We start from the raw sequence: 16,273 nt of genomic DNA, 5'->3' as shown, positions 1-16,273 counted from the left end.
TGGATCAGACGTTAAAGCGGAAGTGCACCACGTCACCGTCTTTCAGCACGTAGTCCTTGCCTTCCAGGCGCCACTTGCCGGCGTCCTTCGCACCCTGCTCACCGTTGAGGCTGACAAAGTCTTCGTAGGCCACGACTTCGGCGCGGATGAAGCCTTTTTGAAAGTCGGTATGAATGACGCCAGCGCCTTCCGGGGCCGTCGCGCCGACCTTGACGGTCCAGGCACGCACTTCCTTCACACCCGCCGTGAAGTAGGTCTGCAGACCCAGCAGCGCGTAGCCAGCGCGAATCACGCGATCGAGGCCGGGCTCTTCCATGCCCATCTCGGCCAGGAACATCTCACGTTCCTCGTCGTCGAGTTCGGCGATCTCCGCCTCGAGCTGGTTGCACACAGGCACCACTACCGCGCCTTCCGCCTCGGCAATACCCTTCACCACGTCGAGGTAAGGATTGTTGTCGAATCCATCCTCGTTGACGTTGGCGATGTACATGGTGGGCTTGAGCGTCAGGAAACCAAAGCTCTTGATCTGCTTCTTCTCGTCGTCAGAGAGATCGAAGCTGCGCAGCGGCTGGCCTTCTGCCAGGTGAGGCTGGATGCGGTCGAGCACCGCCTTGGTGGCGATGGCGTCCTTGTCGCCGCCCTTGACCACGCGAACCAGGCGCTGGATGGCCTTTTCCACGGTATCCAGGTCGGCCAGGGCCAGTTCCAGGTTGATGGTCTCGATATCCGCCGCCGGATCGACCTGGTTGGCCACGTGGATGACGTTGTCGTTGTCGAAGCAGCGCACCACGTGGGCGATGGCCTGGGTCTCACGGATATTGGCGAGGAACTGGTTGCCGAGGCCTTCACCCTTGGACGCGCCGGCGACCAGGCCGGCAATATCCACGAATTCCATGGTGGTCGGTACGACCTTCTCCGGCTTGACGATCTCCGCCAGCTTATCGAGACGCGGATCCGGCATCGGCACGATGCCGACATTGGGCTCGATGGTGCAGAACGGGAAGTTCTCGGCGTCGATGCCGGACTTGGTCAGGGCGTTGAAGAGGGTGGACTTGCCGACATTGGGCAGGCCAACGATGCCGCAGTTGAATCCCATGGGTGATTCCTGAAAGAAGGTGAAGGAAGTCGAGTCATCGCAGAAAGCGCATCAGTGTATGACGTCGAGTGGCAGAGTGACAGTCTGTCTCGACCCGCTGAGCGCTGCCGCGGGAGTCTGTCGTCAGGCCGAATGGCTATGCAGGCGATTCATCGCCTTGGCCCAGTCGCCCGCCAGGGCCTTAGGCAGTGTCGCCAGGCACTCGATCAGCGCGCCGTCGATCGCCTCTCGCTCGCTCTTGCCGGGACGGCCAAGCACGTAGTTGGTGACTAGATTGGCGCTGCCCGGATGGCCGATGCCGATGCGCGCACGATGGAACGACTTGTCATTGCCCAGTGCGCTGATGATGTCGCGCAGGCCGTTGTGTCCACCGTGGCCGCCGCCCTGCTTGTAGCGGGCGCTGCCAGGGGGCAGGTCGAGTTCATCATGGGCGACGAGCATCTCGTCAGGGGCCAGCTTGAAGAAATTGGCGAGGGCGGCCACGGCGGCGCCGGAGCGATTCATGTAGGTCGTCGGTACCAGCAGGTGCAGGTCTTGTCCTTCCACAAAGGCCTTGGCATAAAGCCCAAGAAACTTCTTTTCCGGGCGTAGCTCGGCAGACGCCTGGCGGGCCACTTCCTCTACCAGCCATGCGCCAGCGTTGTGGCGGGTCGCCTCATACTGGGCGCCGGGATTGGCCAGGCCAATCAGTGCCTTGATCCGTGTCATGCTCATGTCTCCGGCCGCGGTGCGGGCAAGCGCTTTGCTCAGGGCCTCGGCGGCGCGACGCTGGGCAAAGCGATCGATGAAAACGAAAAGGGCCACCGCAGTGGCCCTTGAATCAAGCGGACAGGGATTACTCCTTGTCGCCTTCTTCGCCTTCGTTCTTCGCTTCCTCGGCAGCGTCGGCGCTGGCATCAGCGGCGGCAGCTTCGTCCTCGGCAGCTTCTTCGTCGGACTGCATGGCCTTGGCCTTGGTCACGTTGACGATGGCCTGGTCATGGTCTTCGCCGTAAGTCAGCTCGACGATGGTGACGCCAGCCGGCGCCTTCAGGTCGGACAGGTGCAGAGTGCTGCCCAGCTCCAGGCCGGAGATGTCGACTTCGAGGTAGTCAGGCAGATCTTTCGGCAGGCAGCTGATTTCAACGTCGTTGGCCAGCTGGTGCAGTTCACCGTCCTGCTCCTTGAGCGCCTTGGACTCGTCCTGACCGACCACGTGCAGCGGTACGCGCATGGTGATCTCGTGAGTCGCATCGACACGCAGGAAGTCAGCGTGGGTCACCAGCGGCTTGTACGGGTGACGCTGGAGGTCACGCACGACAACCTGCTGGGCCTTGCCATCTACCTCAAGGGTGATGACGGAGGAGAAGAAGGCTTCTTCTTCCAAGGCCTTGTAGAAGGCGGTCTTGTCCACAGCGATGGGCTGCGGCGTCTTCTCGCCACCGTAGATGATGGCAGGCACTTGCTGGTTCGCACGACGCAGGCGGCGGCTCGCACCTTTCCCCAGGTCGTTACGAACGTTGGCGGTAAGTTTGTAGTCAGACATGGATTTGCCTCTTGGCTAAAAGTAAGGAAGCCACCGAGCCCGCGACCAGACCTCGATGGTTCCAGGTGCCCCGGAGACCGGGGCGCGTTACCCGCGCAATGTGCTGGCCTTTCGCAGGCTCAGTGGAACATCGCGCTGACGGATTCTTCATTGCTGACACGGCGAATCGCTTCCGCGATCAGGCCGGCCACGCTCAGCTGGCGAATACGCCCGCTGCGACGAGCGGTTTCGGACAGCGGGATGGTGTCTGCCACCACGACCTCGTCCAGAACCGACTCGGAAATGTTGTCCACCGCAGGGCCAGACAGGATCGGGTGGGTGGCATAGGCCACCACACGGCGCGCGCCGTGATCCTTGAGGGCCTCACCGGCCTTGCACAGGGTGCCAGCGGTGTCGATCATGTCGTCCACGACCACACAGGTGCGGTCCTGAATATCACCGATGATATGCATCACCTGAGCCTGGTTGGCCTGGGGACGACGCTTGTCGATGATCGCCAGATCAGCGTTCAGCTGCTTGGCGATGGCACGTGCGCGGACAACGCCGCCAACGTCGGGGGAGACCACTACCAGATCGTCGTAGTTCTGGCGCTCGATGTCGTCGAGCAGGATCGGTGAACCGTAGACGTTGTCGACCGGAACATCGAAGAAGCCCTGGATCTGATCGGCGTGCAGGTCCATGGTCATCACCCGGTCAACGCCCGCCTTGACCATCATGTCGGCGACGATCTTGGCCGAGATCGGTACACGGGCAGAGCGCACGCGGCGATCCTGGCGGGCATAGCCGAAGTAGGGCACCACTGCCGTGATACGGGTAGCGGAGGCCCGGCGCAGGGCGTCAACCATCAGGATCAGTTCCATCAGGTTGTCGTTGGTCGGTGCACAGGTGGACTGCAGGACAAAGACATCCTTGCCGCGCACGTTCTCGTTGATCTCGACCGCGACCTCTCCGTCGCTGAACTGACCGACCGTGGCATTGCCAAGCCGGCTGTCCAGGCTCTCGGCGACCTTACGGGCGAGTTCGGGGTTGGCATTCCCGGCGAAAACCATCAATTTTGACACGCGCAGCCACCTTTGCTGTGTTGGGTCTTCAGTGTGAGTCTGGGGGAGTGAGTCCAGGACTCAGAAGGAAGTTGGCTGGGGTAGGAGGATTCGAACCTCCGCATGCCGATACCAAAAACCGGTGCCTTACCGCTTGGCGATACCCCAGCAATAACGTCCTGCCTCAATCATCGGGCAGGGCGTCGAGGAGAGGCGATCGATTCAGGCCCTTGGCCTTGAAGGCGTGCCAGTCCGGTTGCTGCTGCTCTATTGCTTCAAGCAGCGCCACCGCGTCGGCTTCCGACGTCAGACGGGCAAAAACACATGCTCCGGTACCCGTCAACATCGACGGCGCCCGGGTGTTCAGCCAGTCCAAGGCACGAGCCACGTCAGGATAGCGCTGCCTGACAGTGTCTTCGCAATCGTTGCGCCAGCTCGACGCTCCCCCCTTGAGTGCGCGCGCCATGGTAATGGCGGGGGTGTTCCGTGTCAATTCTGGCGCAGTGAAGACCGCGGGGGTCGATACGCTGATACCGGGGTGCACGACCACAAACCAGGGGGTATCGAGGTCCACCGGGATCAGGCGCTCACCGATGCCCTCGGCCCAGGCGGCGTGGGCGTTGACGAAGACCGGAACGTCGGCACCGAGGCTGAGCCCAAGCTCAGCCAGCTGCGGGCGAGGGATGCCCAGACCCCATAGATGGTTGAGTCCTGCCAGCACGCTGGCAGCATCGCTGCTCCCGCCGCCCAGGCCACCCCCCATGGGCAGCCGCTTGGTTACCGAGAGCGTAGCGCCGAGGTGGCAGCCGCTGGTCTGTTGCAGGTGCCTGGCGGCGCGCCACACCAGGTTGTCCTGGGGAGCAACACCGTCGAGATCGCTGTCCAGCACCAGCTGGCCATCCTCGCGCAGCTCGATGGTAATGTCGTCGCCATGGTCGAGGAACTGGAACAGCGTCTGCAGCTCGTGATAGCCGTCGGCTCGACGGCCGACGATATGCAGCATGCGGTTTAGCTTCGCCGGGGCGGGCAAGGTCAGCCGCGTGGCGGCGGTGGGGGGCTGGGGCATGGCCATGTTGCCTTTACTGGTCGTGCCGTCGAGCAGCCGCGGCTGCTCGAATGACTGCTGGAATGACTGCCCACATGACTGCCCTGGTGACAGGCCGAGCGATGGCGTGGGTGATGGCGTGGGTGATGGTTTGCGTCATGGCTTAAGCAAAGGTGCGCGTCATTCTTCGAGCGGTTGCCACTGATTGACCACCAGGGTGGCGCGCAGGTCGTCGTAGGTCATGACCAGTCGGCGCGGCAGCCAGGTACCAGACACATCTTCCCAACCACGATAGTCAATCTCCCAGCCGTCCTGTTCCAGGGTGGCCGGAAAGCCGAGCTCATCTTCTGTCATGCGGTGGTCGCTGTTGTCGGCGGGCAGTCCTCTTACCCAGTCGGTCAGACTGGACACCGGCAGTGACCAGCCCAGGCGCTGTTCCATCAGGGCTTCCGGGCTGTCGGCCTCGAAGCGCCCTTCGCTGGTCGTCAACGAGACGCGGCCGTCACGGCCTTCCAGGGTGCTGCGACCGGCGCCCATCGGTCCCGTCACCAGCAGGCGGTAGTGGTAGGGCGTCTGGCGCCAGTCCAGGTTGGCGCTGGTGGAGTCTTCAGGGGTGCGCAGTCCCACCTTGCCGGTCAGGTTCCAGGCGGTAAAGGCTTCCACCTGGGACAGCTGCGCTTCCCAGTCGCCGGCTTCGCGCTCGGTGCGCGGCTCGGTCACGCTCTGGGAGGTGGCGCAGCCAGCCAATAAAGAAAGGCTAAGGGCGATAGCGGGAAGTCGTAGAGAAGGCATCATCGCGGGGTCCTTGCGGGTCATCGGGAGACACACTATGAGAATAAAGGTAGAGCGTTGCGGGGGAGGGCGGTCACCTACCCGGCAGACGCCTGGTACTGTCAGGGGGCAATTTCTGGCCGTCGATCCAGCAGGTCGACAATCAGCGGGCGCTCCTCGAAGCGTTCCTGCGCCTGCTTGAGCAGGTCGCGGGCGCGTTCGCGCTCGCCAAGATCCCACAGCACCTCAATCAGGTGGGCCGCCACTTCCTGGTCCGGAATCTGGCGCCAGGCCTGTTCAATCCAGGGTAGCGCGACCTCAGGTTTGCCTTCGCGATAGGCGATCCAGCCCAGGCTGTCGAGAATCGCCGGATTGTCCGGCGACAGGTCGTAGGCGCGCTGAATCAGTCGCCTTGCCTCGGCGAAGTCATCAGGATCGCCTGCATCTGCCAGGGTGTAGCCAAGGGCATTGAGGGCGACCGCATTGTCCGGCTGCTGTTCGACCAGAGTGCGTAGATCCTGTTCCGAGGTGTCCATGTCTCCCTCGGTCCAGGCGCGCATGGCGCGGAAGTAGCGCAGGTCGCCGTCTTCCGGTGTGCGGGTCAGTTCGCGGTTGAGCAATGTCTCGGCCTGGGCATTCATGCCCTGCTGGTCGAGCAGCTGGACTTCGGTGACCACCAGGCCGGTATAGGCCTCATCGTGGCGCAGGCGTTCGACCCGCAGGAACGCGCGTGCATCCAGCAGTCGATCGGCCTCGATCAGCATGCTGGCCGCCCGCTGACGGGACAGCAGGAAGTCGGGCCCAGGGGGAACTCGCCGGTAGTACAGCAGGGCGTTATCGACGTCGCCTTCCTGCTCGGCGATGCTGCCGAGTAATAAATAGAGGGCGCTGGGCGCCTGGGGGTCATCGACCAGCGGCAGCAGCAGACGCCGGGCCGGCGCGCGATGGCCTTCTTCCAGGTAGAGCTGGGCCAGGCCGACCCGCAGCAGCGGGTTATCGCCGCGGGTATCCAGCAGCGTGTCGGTGTTCCCCTCGGCGGAGGTCAGGTTGCCCAGACGGATGTCGGCTCGCGCCATAAGAAGAAGGAAGCGAGGATCTTCCGGTGACTGGTCAAGGCCGAGGCGCGCGGTGCTGCGAGCCTGCTGGTAGCGGCCTGCATCCAGAGCGATGCGTGATTCCGCCAGCAGTCCCTGGGTGCTGTTACGACTGCTGGCCTCGAGTGCGGCAATTCGCCGCTGTGCCGCGTCGTGGTTGCCCGCGGCGGAATCGGTCAGGGCCAAGGCCAGCTGCAGGTCGTCCCGTTGGCGCGCGTCGCGCTGACCGGTGGTCAACGCCTCGTTCAATTGTGCCGCCAGCGCCTGAGGGTCGGCGCCGCTGGACAGGGCGGTGTCGACGAAGCGGGTAATGTCGTCTTCCCCGGGGGCGATCAGTCGCTGCTGCAGCGCTTCTGTCCAGTTGCCGCGGCTGCCCGCCAGGTTGCCGAGAATCTGAGCCGCCACTGGGGCTTCTGGCGAGACCGACTGCCACTGGCGCGCTGCGCGCTCGATCAAGGCGGTATCGTCGGTAAAGCGTGCCGCCAGGGTGGCGCGCTCGACCAGGGCCGGCGAGCGATAGCGTTCGGCGGCGGCCAGATAGCCTTCGGTGGCTCGACGATAGTCGCCGCGCTGGCCAGCCATCTCCGCGATCAACAGGGTCGACAGGCCTTCGGCGTCGAGCCCCCGGGTGATCGGGGGAGCGCCCGCCATCGGGTCGTCGGATGCCATGTCATAGGCGCTGCCGCTGGGGCTATAGGAGACGCCCTGGCAGCCGGCAAGCCACGCTGTCAGCGACAGGGCAAGCAGGGTGCGGGTTGGCATTCCTTGGCGCGCGTTCGAAGGCATTGAGGCATCATCTTTTCCATCAGGAATCCCAGCATAACGGCTTGGCGTCTCTTGGCAAAGGTCAATACCTTAAGGCGGCGACAAGGGAGCGAGCTCGCCACACCCTATGGTAGGATAGGGCGCCTTGCAGGAGTGGTTCACTGGACCACCCCAGACACCCGCTGATGAAGACGTCGAACGCATGACCCTGCTCGCCCTTGGCATCAATCATCGAACCGCCGCCATCGAGGTGCGCGAAAAGGTGGCTTTTGGCCCCTCGCAGCTGACGCTGGCGCTCAACGAGCTGCGCGCGCTGCCTGGTGTGCACGAAGCGGCGGTGCTGTCGACCTGTAACCGTACCGAGCTGTACTGCGTCACCGATGCTCGCGGCGAGTCGGATGTACTTGATTGGCTCAGCCGGTTTCACGCTCTACCCCGAGAAGAGCTGTTGCACTGCGCCTACCATTATCTGGATGGGGATGCCGCCCGACACCTGATGCGTGTGGCGGTAGGACTCGATTCCATGGTGCTGGGTGAGCCTCAGATTCTGGGACAGATCAAGGACGCCTATCAGGCGGCGCGCGAGGCTAAGGGGCTGGGGGGAGAGCTCGAGCGACTGTTTCAACATACCTTTGCCGTCGCCAAGCAGGTGCGTACCGAGACGGCCATCGGTGAGAACCCGGTGTCGGTGGCGTATGCCGCCGTCAGTCTGGCCAGTCGTATTTTCGATGATTTCGGTCGCGCCCGAGCGCTGCTGATCGGGGCGGGCGAGACCATCGAGCTGGTGGCCCGCCATCTGCATGAGGCGGGGGTGCAGCAGTTGACCGTGGCCAATCGCACCCGCGAGCGCGCCAGCGTGCTGGCCGGTGCCCTGGGTGGCACCGCTATCAGCCTCGATGAAATTCCTGAGGCGCTGGAACATGCCGACATCGTGATCTCTTCCACGGCGGCGCCGCTGCCGATATTGGGCAAGGGGATGGTGGAGCGGGCGCTGAAGCGTCGCCGTCATCGCCCGGTGTTCATGGTGGACATCGCGGTGCCGAGGGACATTGAGCCCGAGGTGGGGGACCTGTCCGATATCTTCCTTTATACCGTCGATGACCTGCAGGAGGTCATCGAGGAAAATCGCCGCCACCGCCAGGTGGCCGCAGATCAGGCAGAATCGCTGATCGAGCATGGCGTTACCCACTGGCACAAGGAGCGCCGCGTTCGTGGCGCCGGTGAAGTGATTCGTGACGTGCGTGCCAAGGGCGAGGCGCTGCGCGACGAGGCCCAGGCTCAGGCCCTGGAGCGGCTGGCCAAGGGGGAAGACCCTGAGGCCGTGGTTCGGCGGCTGGCCCACCAGTTGACCAATCGCCTGTTGCACCAGCCGACCCTGGCGCTGCGAGGCGCCGCGGCCGACGAGCGCCAGGAGCTGATGGATGCTGCTGTGGAGCTGCTGCTGGGCGAGTCCCATTCGCCGGGCTGATGCGCTCAGCACGGCCAGCGGCTGTCGGGTGTGCTGCTCCCTCTTACATGATTTCAAGGAATAACCGATGAAAGCTTCCCTGCGTGAGCGCCTCGATGCCTTCGTCGACCGCTTCGAGGAACTCTCTGCCCTGCTGGCAGAGCCCGATGTGATCAGCGACCAGGCTCGCTTTCGTGACTACTCTCGTGAATACGCTGAGCTTGAGCCTCTGGTCGAGGCCTGGCAGCGCTATCGCAGCATCGAAGAGGATGTGGCCACTGCCGAGCAGATGGCCGAGGACGCCGACGCCGATATGCGTGAGCTGGCTCAGCTGGAGCGCGAAGAAGGGCTTGAGCGACTCGAGGCGCTCGAGGTCGAGCTGAAGCAGCTGCTGGTGCCCAAGGACCCTGATGATGGACGTAACGTCTTTCTCGAGGTGCGTGCCGGCACCGGCGGTGACGAAGCGGCGCTGTTTGCCGGTGACCTGTTTCGCATGTACTCCCGCTACGCCGAAAACCAGGGGTGGAAGGTCGAAGTGGTCAGCGCTAGCCACGGTGAGCAGGGCGGTTACAAGGAAATCATTTCGCGGGTCAAGGGCGAGGGGGTCTATGCACGGCTCAAGTTTGAGTCCGGGGCCCACCGCGTTCAGCGAGTTCCCGCCACCGAGTCCCAGGGGCGTATCCATACCTCGGCGTGCACCGTCGCGGTGATGCCGGAGGCGGACGAGGTCTCCGATATCGATATCAACCCTGCCGATCTTCGCGTCGATACCTTTCGTTCCAGCGGTGCGGGCGGTCAGCACGTCAACACCACCGACTCTGCCATCCGTATCACCCACCTGCCCACCGGCGTGGTCGTGGAATGTCAGGAAGAGCGCAGTCAGCACAAGAATCGCGCCAAGGCGATGTCACTGCTGGCCGCCAGGCTCAAGCAATCCGCCCAGGACAGTCAGCGGCAGGAGCAGGCCGATGCCCGCCGTTCGCTGGTCGGGTCGGGGGATCGCAGTGAGCGCATCCGCACCTATAACTTCCCCCAGGGGCGGGTGACCGACCACCGGATCAACCTGACGCTCTACAAGCTCGGTGAGGTGGTGTCAGGTGAAGGGCTGGATGAGGTGATCCAGCCGCTGATCCATGAGTATCAGGCGGAACAGCTGGCAGCGCTGCAGCAGGAGCATTGATGCGCATCGACCTGTTGCTGGGCCGCGCGGGCGCGAGGCTAGCCTCCGCTGGCAGTCCCACTGCGCGGCTGGATGCGGAAGTGCTGGCGATGAAGGTGCTCGGGGTCGATCGCACCTGGCTCTACACCTGGGGCGACCGCCCCATGGAACCGCTGGCAAGGGGGCGCTTCGAGGCTCTGGTCGCTGCCCGCGCGCAGGGCACCCCGGTGGCCTACCTGACCGGCGAGCGAGAGTTCTGGGGACTGACGCTGGAGACGGCGCCAAGCACGCTGATCCCCCGTCCCGATACCGAAACCCTGGTCACGGCGGCGCTGGAAAAGGCGCAGGCCGACATCGGCCGTTTTCTCGACCTGGGCACCGGTACCGGGGCCATCGCCCTGGCGGTTGCCAGCGAGCGCCCGGCCTGGCATGTCACCGCGGTAGACCTGTCTGTGGATGCCGTGGCGCTGGCGCGGCGCAATGCGCGTCGTCACGGACTGCAGGTCCGCGTTCAGCAGAGCGACTGGTTTACGGCTGTCGCGGGCGAGCGCTTTGATCTGATTGCCTCCAACCCTCCCTATATTGACCCGGATGACCCTCATCTGGACCTGGGAGACGTGCGCTATGAACCGGCTTCGGCGCTGGTGGCCGCCGACCGAGGATTAGCGGACCTCTTTACGATTGCCGACCAGGCGCGAGAGCACCTTACAGTTGGAGGCTGGTTGATGATGGAGCACGGCTTCGACCAGGCGACGGCGGTGCGCGACCAGTTGATCGCACTGGGCTATGCCAATGCCAGCAGTCTTCGGGATCTGGCAGGACACTCGCGAGTGACGCTTGGGCAGTGGTTGCCGTAGCTCTCCGCCGTGCTTGAACCCAGCGGCAGGACAGGCGCCAATGACGGCGGTTTCCACGGGGATAGTGGTGCGCTGAAGCGGCCGCTGCGTTGAACCTCGGGGTGGAGTCCGTCAGAGGGCTGTGATACTGATAATCAGAAAAATACGTTGCCACCGCGCGGCGGGGCGCGAGAGATTGTTGTGAAATACCTCTTTGTCAGGTCTTTTTTGGTCGATCTTTCCAGCTCACTGTCCCTGCCGCTAGATCATCAGGACCACAATGAAAACCAAGAACCGTTCCCTTGATCGTATTGATCTCAAGATCCTTCGCTGCCTCCAGGACAATGCCCGTGTGTCGTATGTGGACCTTGCCGCTCAGGTAGGGCTGTCCACCACGCCGTGCCTGGAGCGGGTCAAGCGCCTGGAGCGCTCCGGCGTTATCCGCGGCTACAAGGCCATTCTCAATCCGCGCATGCTCAAGGCCAACCTGCTGGTCTTTGTGGAGATCAGTCTGGAGACGCAGTCTCCCGCCGTCTTCGATGAGTTTCGCCGGGCGGTCTCAAAGCTGCCGCAGATCCAGGAGTGCCACCTGGTCTCCGGTCAGTTCGACTACATTCTCAAGTGCCGGATTCCGGAAATGTCGGCGTATCGCCAGCTGCTGGGCGATGTGGTCCTGACGCTGCCCGGAGTAAAGGAATCCAAGAGCTACGTGGTCATGGAGGAGGTGAAGGAAGACTTCGCCCTGCATGTGCCGGACATCGCAGAATTCGAGGACAAGTGACCGCGCCATGAATGATCAGCAACTGCTGCGTTACAGCCGCCAGATCATGCTGCCTCAGGTCGATATCGAAGGGCAGGAGCGCCTGCTCGGCAGCCATGCCTTGGTCGTCGGGGCCGGAGGGCTGGGGTCTCCGGTGGCGCTGTACCTGGCCGCGGCCGGGGTCGGCGAGCTGACCATCGCCGATGCCGATAGTGTCGAGCTGTCCAATCTGCAGCGCCAGATCGCCCATCGCCAGGCAGACCTGGGACGCAACAAGGCGAGCTCTGCCGCAGAGGCTGCCACGGCGCTCAACGAGGGCTGTCAGGTGCATATCGTCGAGCAGCATCTCGATACCGCCGCCCTCGCTGCCCTGGCCAGCAAGGTCGACGTCATCGTGGACTGCACCGATCGTTTCAGCAGTCGTTATGCGGTCAACGCCGCCAGCGTGGCGGCCGGCGTCCCGCTGGTGTCCGGGGCGGCGATTCGGTTCTCTGGCCAGCTGGCGGTATTCGATCCGCGCCAGGAGCAGAGTCCCTGCTACGCCTGCCTCTACCCCCAGGACGACCAGCAGGATGAGGCACTGTCCTGCGCCGAGAGTGGCGTGATTTCCCCCCTGGTGGGGGTGATCGGCTGTTTTCAGGCCCTTGAGGCGGTCAAGCTGCTGGCGGGAGCGGGGCAGGCGCACCAGGGACTCGCTACCTTTGATGGCCTGTCCGGTGAGTGGCGTCACTACCGGCTGAGCCGCGACCCTCACTGTCCTGAGTGCCGCCAGCGTCCCACCGAGTCTCAGCCGCAAGAGCAGACGCCGTGAGCCGACAGCGGCCCGTCACGGATTTTGATATCCGCCTGCTTCGGGTGTTCAAGGCAGTGGCCGAGTGCGGCGGCTTTTCCGCTGCCGAGAGTGAGCTTGGCATCAGTCGGTCGGCCATCAGTCTGCACATGGGGGATCTGGAAAAGCGTCTTGGGCTCAAACTCTGCCGCCGCGGTCGAGGCGGCTTTGCGCTGACCGAGGAGGGCCGCGAGGTTCTGGAAGGGGCTCGACGTCTGCTGTCCGGGCTCGAAGCCTTTCGCACCGAGGTGAATGCGCTGCATCACAGCCTTCGTGGTGAGCTGAATATCGGCATCACGGACACGCTGGTCAGCTCGCCTGAGATGCGCATTACCCATGCCCTGGCCAGCCTCAAGACCCAGGGCCCCGATGTGCGCATCAATATGCACATGGATCCCCCGGGAGAGATTGCCAGGGGAGTGCTGGATGGCCGCCTGCATGTGGGGGTGGTTCCGGCGGTCAATCTTCCCACCAGCCTCGACAGTCATGCGCTCTACAGCGAGCGTTCCGGGCTCTACTGCGGTCGAGGGCACCCCTTGTTCGACGCAAAGGACGTGGCACTGGACGCACTCACCGACTGGGACGCAGTGGTGCCTTCCTATCCTCTCCCGGATGACGGCCGCGAGCGCCATCAGGGGCTCAAGGCCAGCGCCACCGCATCCGACCGCGAGGGTGCGGCCTTTCTTATCCTCACCGGGGCCTACCTGGGATACTTGCCAGACCACCATGCCCAGATCTGGGTGGCCCAGGGGCGGCTGCGTGAGCTTTGCCCGGCACAGGCCGCCTACGAGACGCCGTTCGTCGCCATCACTCGCCGTGATCGGCGTCCGCATCGCGTGCTGGAAGTCTTTCTGGAGGCGTTGGGGCACGAAGCCCAATCAGCGCGAGAGCCCTGATGATGGCGTGCGTTGTGTGCTCGCGTATTTCTGCTAGTCTGCTTCGTCGCTCATCGTTGATGATGGCGATGTGAGCGTATTGGGCCTGGACCAGGTGTCGAGTTTTTTTACCTTGATGGTGCTAAGTTCTGCCAGCTGCATAACAGTATGACCGACGCGTTAACGATGTCTTTTGGTCGTCCGGGACGATATGAAGCCAGAAGCGCAAAGTCTAGGTGTCGTAGCTGGAGACATGTTCGTCAAGGCCATCAGGATGGCCATGCGTTAGGAATTACTGACCTTAGGGTTAGTAGGTTTGTGTTATTGGATACTTGACGCCTGGTGGCGAAAAAATGGCACACTGTCGTCATCACCTTGCTAAAAAGGTGTGAGATTCGATAACAACAAGCGTTTACGCAACCAACACGGATTCTCCCATGACAGATTCTTCCTCGTCCGCGGCGGCCTCCTGGTACCGCGACTCCATCAAGGTGGAGCTGGTGCCGACACCGGCACTAGAAGGCCAGGTGCATGCGGACGTCTGTGTGGTCGGTGGGGGTATTACCGGCTGCTCGACAGCACTTCATCTGGCCGAGCGTGGCTACAAGGTGGTGGTCCTGGAAGCTCAGGAGGTCGGCTACGGCGCCTCTGGTCGCAGTGGTGGGCAAATCCTGCCGGGGCTTGGCACCGACATGAGTACCGTGGAGCAGGCCCTTGGGCTATCGGCTGCACGGGATATCTGGGAGATGAGTCGCGAGGCGGTTCGTCTGACCGCTGACCTCATTAAGCAGCATGACATTCCTTGCGAGCTTGCCTGGGGTTACCTGCATGCAGCGGTGAAACCGCGCCACGTTCGCGAGCTGCGCGAGCACCAGGACACCATGGCCCGGAAGTACGATTACCGTGCGCTTGAATGGCGCGAGGGTGCCGCACTCAAGGAGCATGTGGTGACCGACGCCTATCCGGCCGCCCTGTGGGAGTCGGAAGCGGGCCATCTCCATCCCCTCAACTACACCTTGGGTCTCGCCCGTGCAGCGCAGCAGGCCGGGGCCGTCTTCCACGGTTTCAGTCCGGTCTCGTCGATCGAGCAGGGCACCCCAGCGCGGGTGCTCACGCCACAGGGGCAGGTCACCGCCGACAGCGTGGTGGTCGCGACCAATGCCTACGGCGACGCATTGCTGCCCCGCCTGAGCGGGCGGGTCATGCGCTGCGCCAACTACATGATTGCCACCGCGCCCATGAGTGAAGAGCAGGCCGCGTTGGTGCTGCCCCGTAACGATGCGCTGTCCGATGCCAACTTCGTGCTGGATTACTATCGGCTGTCGGCGGACCGTCGCCTGATCTATGGCGGCGAGGTCAGCTACGATGGGCGCCCTCCACGCGGGCTCGAGGCGCGCATTGATGGCAAGATTCGACGTCTGTTTCCCGTGCTCAACGATGTTCAGATCGACTACCGTTGGGGTGGCGACGTCGCCATCACCTTCAATCGGGCGCCGGACTTCGGGCGTGTAGCGGCCAACGTCTACTACGCGCAAGGATACTCTGGACATGGCATGGCCATGGCCGGCCTCGCCGGCAAGCTGATGGCGGAAACGATTGCCGGCCAGAGCGAGCGCTTCGATGTCTTTGCTGCCATGCCCCATCGCCGCTTCCCTGGCGGTCGTCTTTTGAGGACGCCGCTGTTGTTGCTCGCCACACATTTCTACAAGCTTCGCGATCGGCTGTAGCAACGCACGGTCACGCTTTACCGACCGCAGCGTTTCACTGATGTGCCGACCATGACGAGGATCCCCCCTATGACCGAGATACCTTCCGCTCAGCGTGCGACCCAGCATGCGGGTGATTCCAGCGCTACGCCCGCGGACTCCGGCGAGGCTGAGCATGTTGCACAACCGCACGGTTCGTCACAGCACGAGCTGTCAGAGCATGGTCCTTCAGAGCACGACCGGCCCGCAGACGGCGGACCAGAGCGCAGCGCCTCGTCGATCCATATGCAGGGACTGCACAAGCGCTTCGGCAACAGCACCGTGGCCCTTGATGGCGTTGATCTCACTATCCAGGCGGGAGAATTCTTTACTCTGTTGGGGCCGTCTGGCTGCGGCAAGACAACCCTGCTGCGAATCCTCGCGGGCCTGGAAGAAGCCGATGATGGACGGCTGACCATCGGCCAGCGTGATGTCACCGACGTGCCGCCCCACCAGCGCAGCGTCAATACGGTGTTCCAGTCCTATGCCCTGTTTCCGCACCTTTCCGTGCGCGAGAACCTGGCCTTTGGCCTCAAGATGCGCGGTGTCGATCGTCAGCAGCGGGAAGAGCGGGTAGCGCGTATTGCGCAGTTTATCCAGCTGGGGGATCTCATCGACCGGCGTATCGATCAGCTGTCGGGCGGCCAGCGTCAGCGCATTGCCCTGGCTCGAGCGCTGGTGTGCGAGCCGGACGTACTGCTGTTGGATGAGCCTCTGTCGGCGCTTGATGCGGGCTTGCGCAGCCAGCTGCAGGTGGAATTACTGAGGGTCCAGAAGCGGCTGGGCATGACCTTTGTGTTCGTGACCCACGATCAGGACGAGGCAATGGTCATGTCCGATCGTATCGCCGTGCTCAACGGAGGCACGATCCAGCAGGTGGGGCCTCCACGTGATGTCTACGAACGGCCCGTCAATGCGTTTGTGGCGCGCTTCATGGGACATGACAACCTCTATCCCATCAGCCGCCGGCAGGGGGATCGGGTGACCACCGAGCTGGGCGAACTGGTGCTCGAACCGGGCACGGCGGGCAGCGATGAGCTGCTGTTGATTCGCCCTGAAACCCTGGACGTGCTGCCGGGAACGCAGCAGGGCGCCAATCACCTGCATGGCAGGGTGGTGGAACGCCTGTATCGGGGCAGTCACGCCGAGTTTCGCCTGGCGGTCGGCGCGGCCACGATCCAGGCCACGATCAACAACCGTGGACACCGGCTGCCCGAGGTGGATGACGAGGTGACCCTGGTGGTGGCCGCTGAAGATCTTGTGACCGTTGCTGCATAGGGGGACCG

The 16,273-nt window shown here is 63.4% G+C and carries 15 protein-coding genes and 1 tRNA gene; 8 read left to right on the top strand and 8 right to left on the bottom strand.

Annotated elements, in window-relative coordinates; all coding sequences use genetic code 11:
• Positions 1–4 precede the first annotated feature (4 nt).
• The 8 genes from ychF to KUV86_RS18985 form a co-directional block, all read right to left on the bottom strand.
• A complete protein-coding gene (gene ychF / locus KUV86_RS19020; RefSeq protein ID WP_206943415.1) occupies positions 5–1,096 on the bottom strand; it encodes a redox-regulated ATPase YchF in 1,092 nt (363 codons plus the stop codon).
• A 123-nt stretch (positions 1,097–1,219) separates the two neighbouring features.
• Positions 1,220–1,804 (bottom strand): aminoacyl-tRNA hydrolase, encoded by a 585-nt coding sequence (pth, locus tag KUV86_RS19015; protein ID WP_222486338.1) that lies wholly within the window; start codon positions 1,802–1,804, stop codon positions 1,220–1,222.
• Between the two features lie 127 nt (positions 1,805–1,931).
• On the bottom strand, positions 1,932–2,621 hold the full coding sequence (locus KUV86_RS19010; protein ID WP_222163545.1) for a 50S ribosomal protein L25/general stress protein Ctc: 690 nt from the start codon (positions 2,619–2,621) through the stop codon (positions 1,932–1,934).
• A gap of 119 nt (positions 2,622–2,740) precedes the next feature.
• On the bottom strand, positions 2,741–3,682 hold the full coding sequence (locus tag KUV86_RS19005) for a ribose-phosphate pyrophosphokinase (protein WP_206943411.1): 942 nt from the start codon (positions 3,680–3,682) through the stop codon (positions 2,741–2,743).
• Between the two features lie 72 nt (positions 3,683–3,754).
• Positions 3,755–3,829 (bottom strand) — tRNA-Gln (locus KUV86_RS19000).
• A gap of 16 nt (positions 3,830–3,845) precedes the next feature.
• On the bottom strand, positions 3,846–4,727 hold the full coding sequence (gene ispE, locus KUV86_RS18995; RefSeq protein ID WP_222486156.1) for a 4-(cytidine 5'-diphospho)-2-C-methyl-D-erythritol kinase: 882 nt from the start codon (positions 4,725–4,727) through the stop codon (positions 3,846–3,848).
• A 159-nt stretch (positions 4,728–4,886) separates the two neighbouring features.
• Positions 4,887–5,501, bottom strand: coding sequence for a lipoprotein insertase outer membrane protein LolB (lolB, locus tag KUV86_RS18990; RefSeq protein WP_224852063.1), 615 nt, complete (start codon positions 5,499–5,501; stop codon positions 4,887–4,889).
• Positions 5,502–5,599: 98 nt separating this feature from the next.
• Complete coding sequence (locus KUV86_RS18985) at positions 5,600–7,333, bottom strand: tetratricopeptide repeat protein (RefSeq protein ID WP_261397714.1); 1,734 nt, start codon at positions 7,331–7,333, stop codon at positions 5,600–5,602.
• Positions 7,334–7,538: 205 nt separating this feature from the next.
• On the opposite strand from KUV86_RS18985, the gene hemA reads away from it, so the two are divergent.
• The 8 genes from hemA to KUV86_RS18945 all read left to right on the top strand — a co-directional run bounded on the left by hemA (position 7,539) and on the right by KUV86_RS18945 (position 16,265).
• Positions 7,539–8,804 (top strand): glutamyl-tRNA reductase, encoded by a 1,266-nt coding sequence (gene hemA, locus KUV86_RS18980; RefSeq protein WP_222486334.1) that lies wholly within the window; start codon positions 7,539–7,541, stop codon positions 8,802–8,804.
• A 67-nt stretch (positions 8,805–8,871) separates the two neighbouring features.
• Positions 8,872–9,963 (top strand): peptide chain release factor 1, encoded by a 1,092-nt coding sequence (gene prfA / locus KUV86_RS18975; RefSeq protein ID WP_206943402.1) that lies wholly within the window; start codon positions 8,872–8,874, stop codon positions 9,961–9,963.
• Positions 9,963–10,799, top strand: coding sequence for a peptide chain release factor N(5)-glutamine methyltransferase (gene prmC, locus KUV86_RS18970; protein ID WP_222486154.1), 837 nt, complete (start codon positions 9,963–9,965; stop codon positions 10,797–10,799). The genes prfA and prmC overlap by 1 nt, the downstream gene beginning before the upstream one ends.
• 259 nt (positions 10,800–11,058) lie before the next feature.
• Positions 11,059–11,559, top strand: coding sequence for an Lrp/AsnC ligand binding domain-containing protein (locus KUV86_RS18965; RefSeq protein WP_206943397.1), 501 nt, complete (start codon positions 11,059–11,061; stop codon positions 11,557–11,559).
• 7 nt (positions 11,560–11,566) lie between these two features.
• On the top strand, positions 11,567–12,349 hold the full coding sequence (locus tag KUV86_RS18960; protein WP_206943395.1) for a HesA/MoeB/ThiF family protein: 783 nt from the start codon (positions 11,567–11,569) through the stop codon (positions 12,347–12,349).
• The gene (locus tag KUV86_RS18955) at positions 12,346–13,263 is read left to right on the top strand and encodes a LysR family transcriptional regulator (protein WP_315901005.1); all 918 of its coding nucleotides are present in this window, start codon (positions 12,346–12,348) and stop codon (positions 13,261–13,263) included. The genes KUV86_RS18960 and KUV86_RS18955 overlap by 4 nt, the downstream gene beginning before the upstream one ends.
• 416 nt (positions 13,264–13,679) lie before the next feature.
• Positions 13,680–14,969, top strand: coding sequence for an NAD(P)/FAD-dependent oxidoreductase (locus tag KUV86_RS18950; RefSeq protein WP_222486152.1), 1,290 nt, complete (start codon positions 13,680–13,682; stop codon positions 14,967–14,969).
• A 69-nt stretch (positions 14,970–15,038) separates the two neighbouring features.
• Positions 15,039–16,265: an ABC transporter ATP-binding protein gene (locus tag KUV86_RS18945; RefSeq protein ID WP_222238678.1), complete on the top strand. Its 1,227-nt coding sequence runs from the start codon at positions 15,039–15,041 to the stop codon at positions 16,263–16,265.
• Positions 16,266–16,273 lie beyond the last annotated feature (8 nt).

Origin of the sequence: Halomonas sp. DP8Y7-3 (assembly GCF_019801675.1) — a bacterium.
Lineage (GTDB): Bacteria > Pseudomonadota > Gammaproteobacteria > Pseudomonadales > Halomonadaceae > Halomonas > Halomonas litopenaei_A.
This window is presented reverse-complemented; position numbering and strand designations above follow the sequence as displayed.

Excerpts from the sequence above, each read along its gene's own strand:
- KUV86_RS18945 (WP_222238678.1), top strand. The coding sequence starts at position 15,039 with ATGACCGAGATACCTTCCGCTCAGCGTGCGACCCAGCATGCGGGTGAT.
- prmC (WP_222486154.1), top strand. The coding sequence starts at position 9,963 with ATGCGCATCGACCTGTTGCTGGGCCGCGCGGGCGCGAGGCTAGCCTCC.
- KUV86_RS18950 (WP_222486152.1), top strand. The coding sequence starts at position 13,680 with ATGACAGATTCTTCCTCGTCCGCGGCGGCCTCCTGGTACCGCGACTCC.
- KUV86_RS19010 (WP_222163545.1), bottom strand. The coding sequence starts at position 2,621 with ATGTCTGACTACAAACTTACCGCCAACGTTCGTAACGACCTGGGGAAA.
- KUV86_RS18965 (WP_206943397.1), top strand. The coding sequence starts at position 11,059 with ATGAAAACCAAGAACCGTTCCCTTGATCGTATTGATCTCAAGATCCTT.
- KUV86_RS18985 (WP_261397714.1), bottom strand. The coding sequence starts at position 7,333 with ATGCCAACCCGCACCCTGCTTGCCCTGTCGCTGACAGCGTGGCTTGCC.
- hemA (WP_222486334.1), top strand. The coding sequence starts at position 7,539 with ATGACCCTGCTCGCCCTTGGCATCAATCATCGAACCGCCGCCATCGAG.
- KUV86_RS18960 (WP_206943395.1), top strand. The coding sequence starts at position 11,567 with ATGAATGATCAGCAACTGCTGCGTTACAGCCGCCAGATCATGCTGCCT.
- ispE (WP_222486156.1), bottom strand. The coding sequence starts at position 4,727 with ATGCCCCAGCCCCCCACCGCCGCCACGCGGCTGACCTTGCCCGCCCCG.
- lolB (WP_224852063.1), bottom strand. The coding sequence starts at position 5,501 with ATGATGCCTTCTCTACGACTTCCCGCTATCGCCCTTAGCCTTTCTTTA.
- ychF (WP_206943415.1), bottom strand. The coding sequence starts at position 1,096 with ATGGGATTCAACTGCGGCATCGTTGGCCTGCCCAATGTCGGCAAGTCC.
- prfA (WP_206943402.1), top strand. The coding sequence starts at position 8,872 with ATGAAAGCTTCCCTGCGTGAGCGCCTCGATGCCTTCGTCGACCGCTTC.
- pth (WP_222486338.1), bottom strand. The coding sequence starts at position 1,804 with ATGACACGGATCAAGGCACTGATTGGCCTGGCCAATCCCGGCGCCCAG.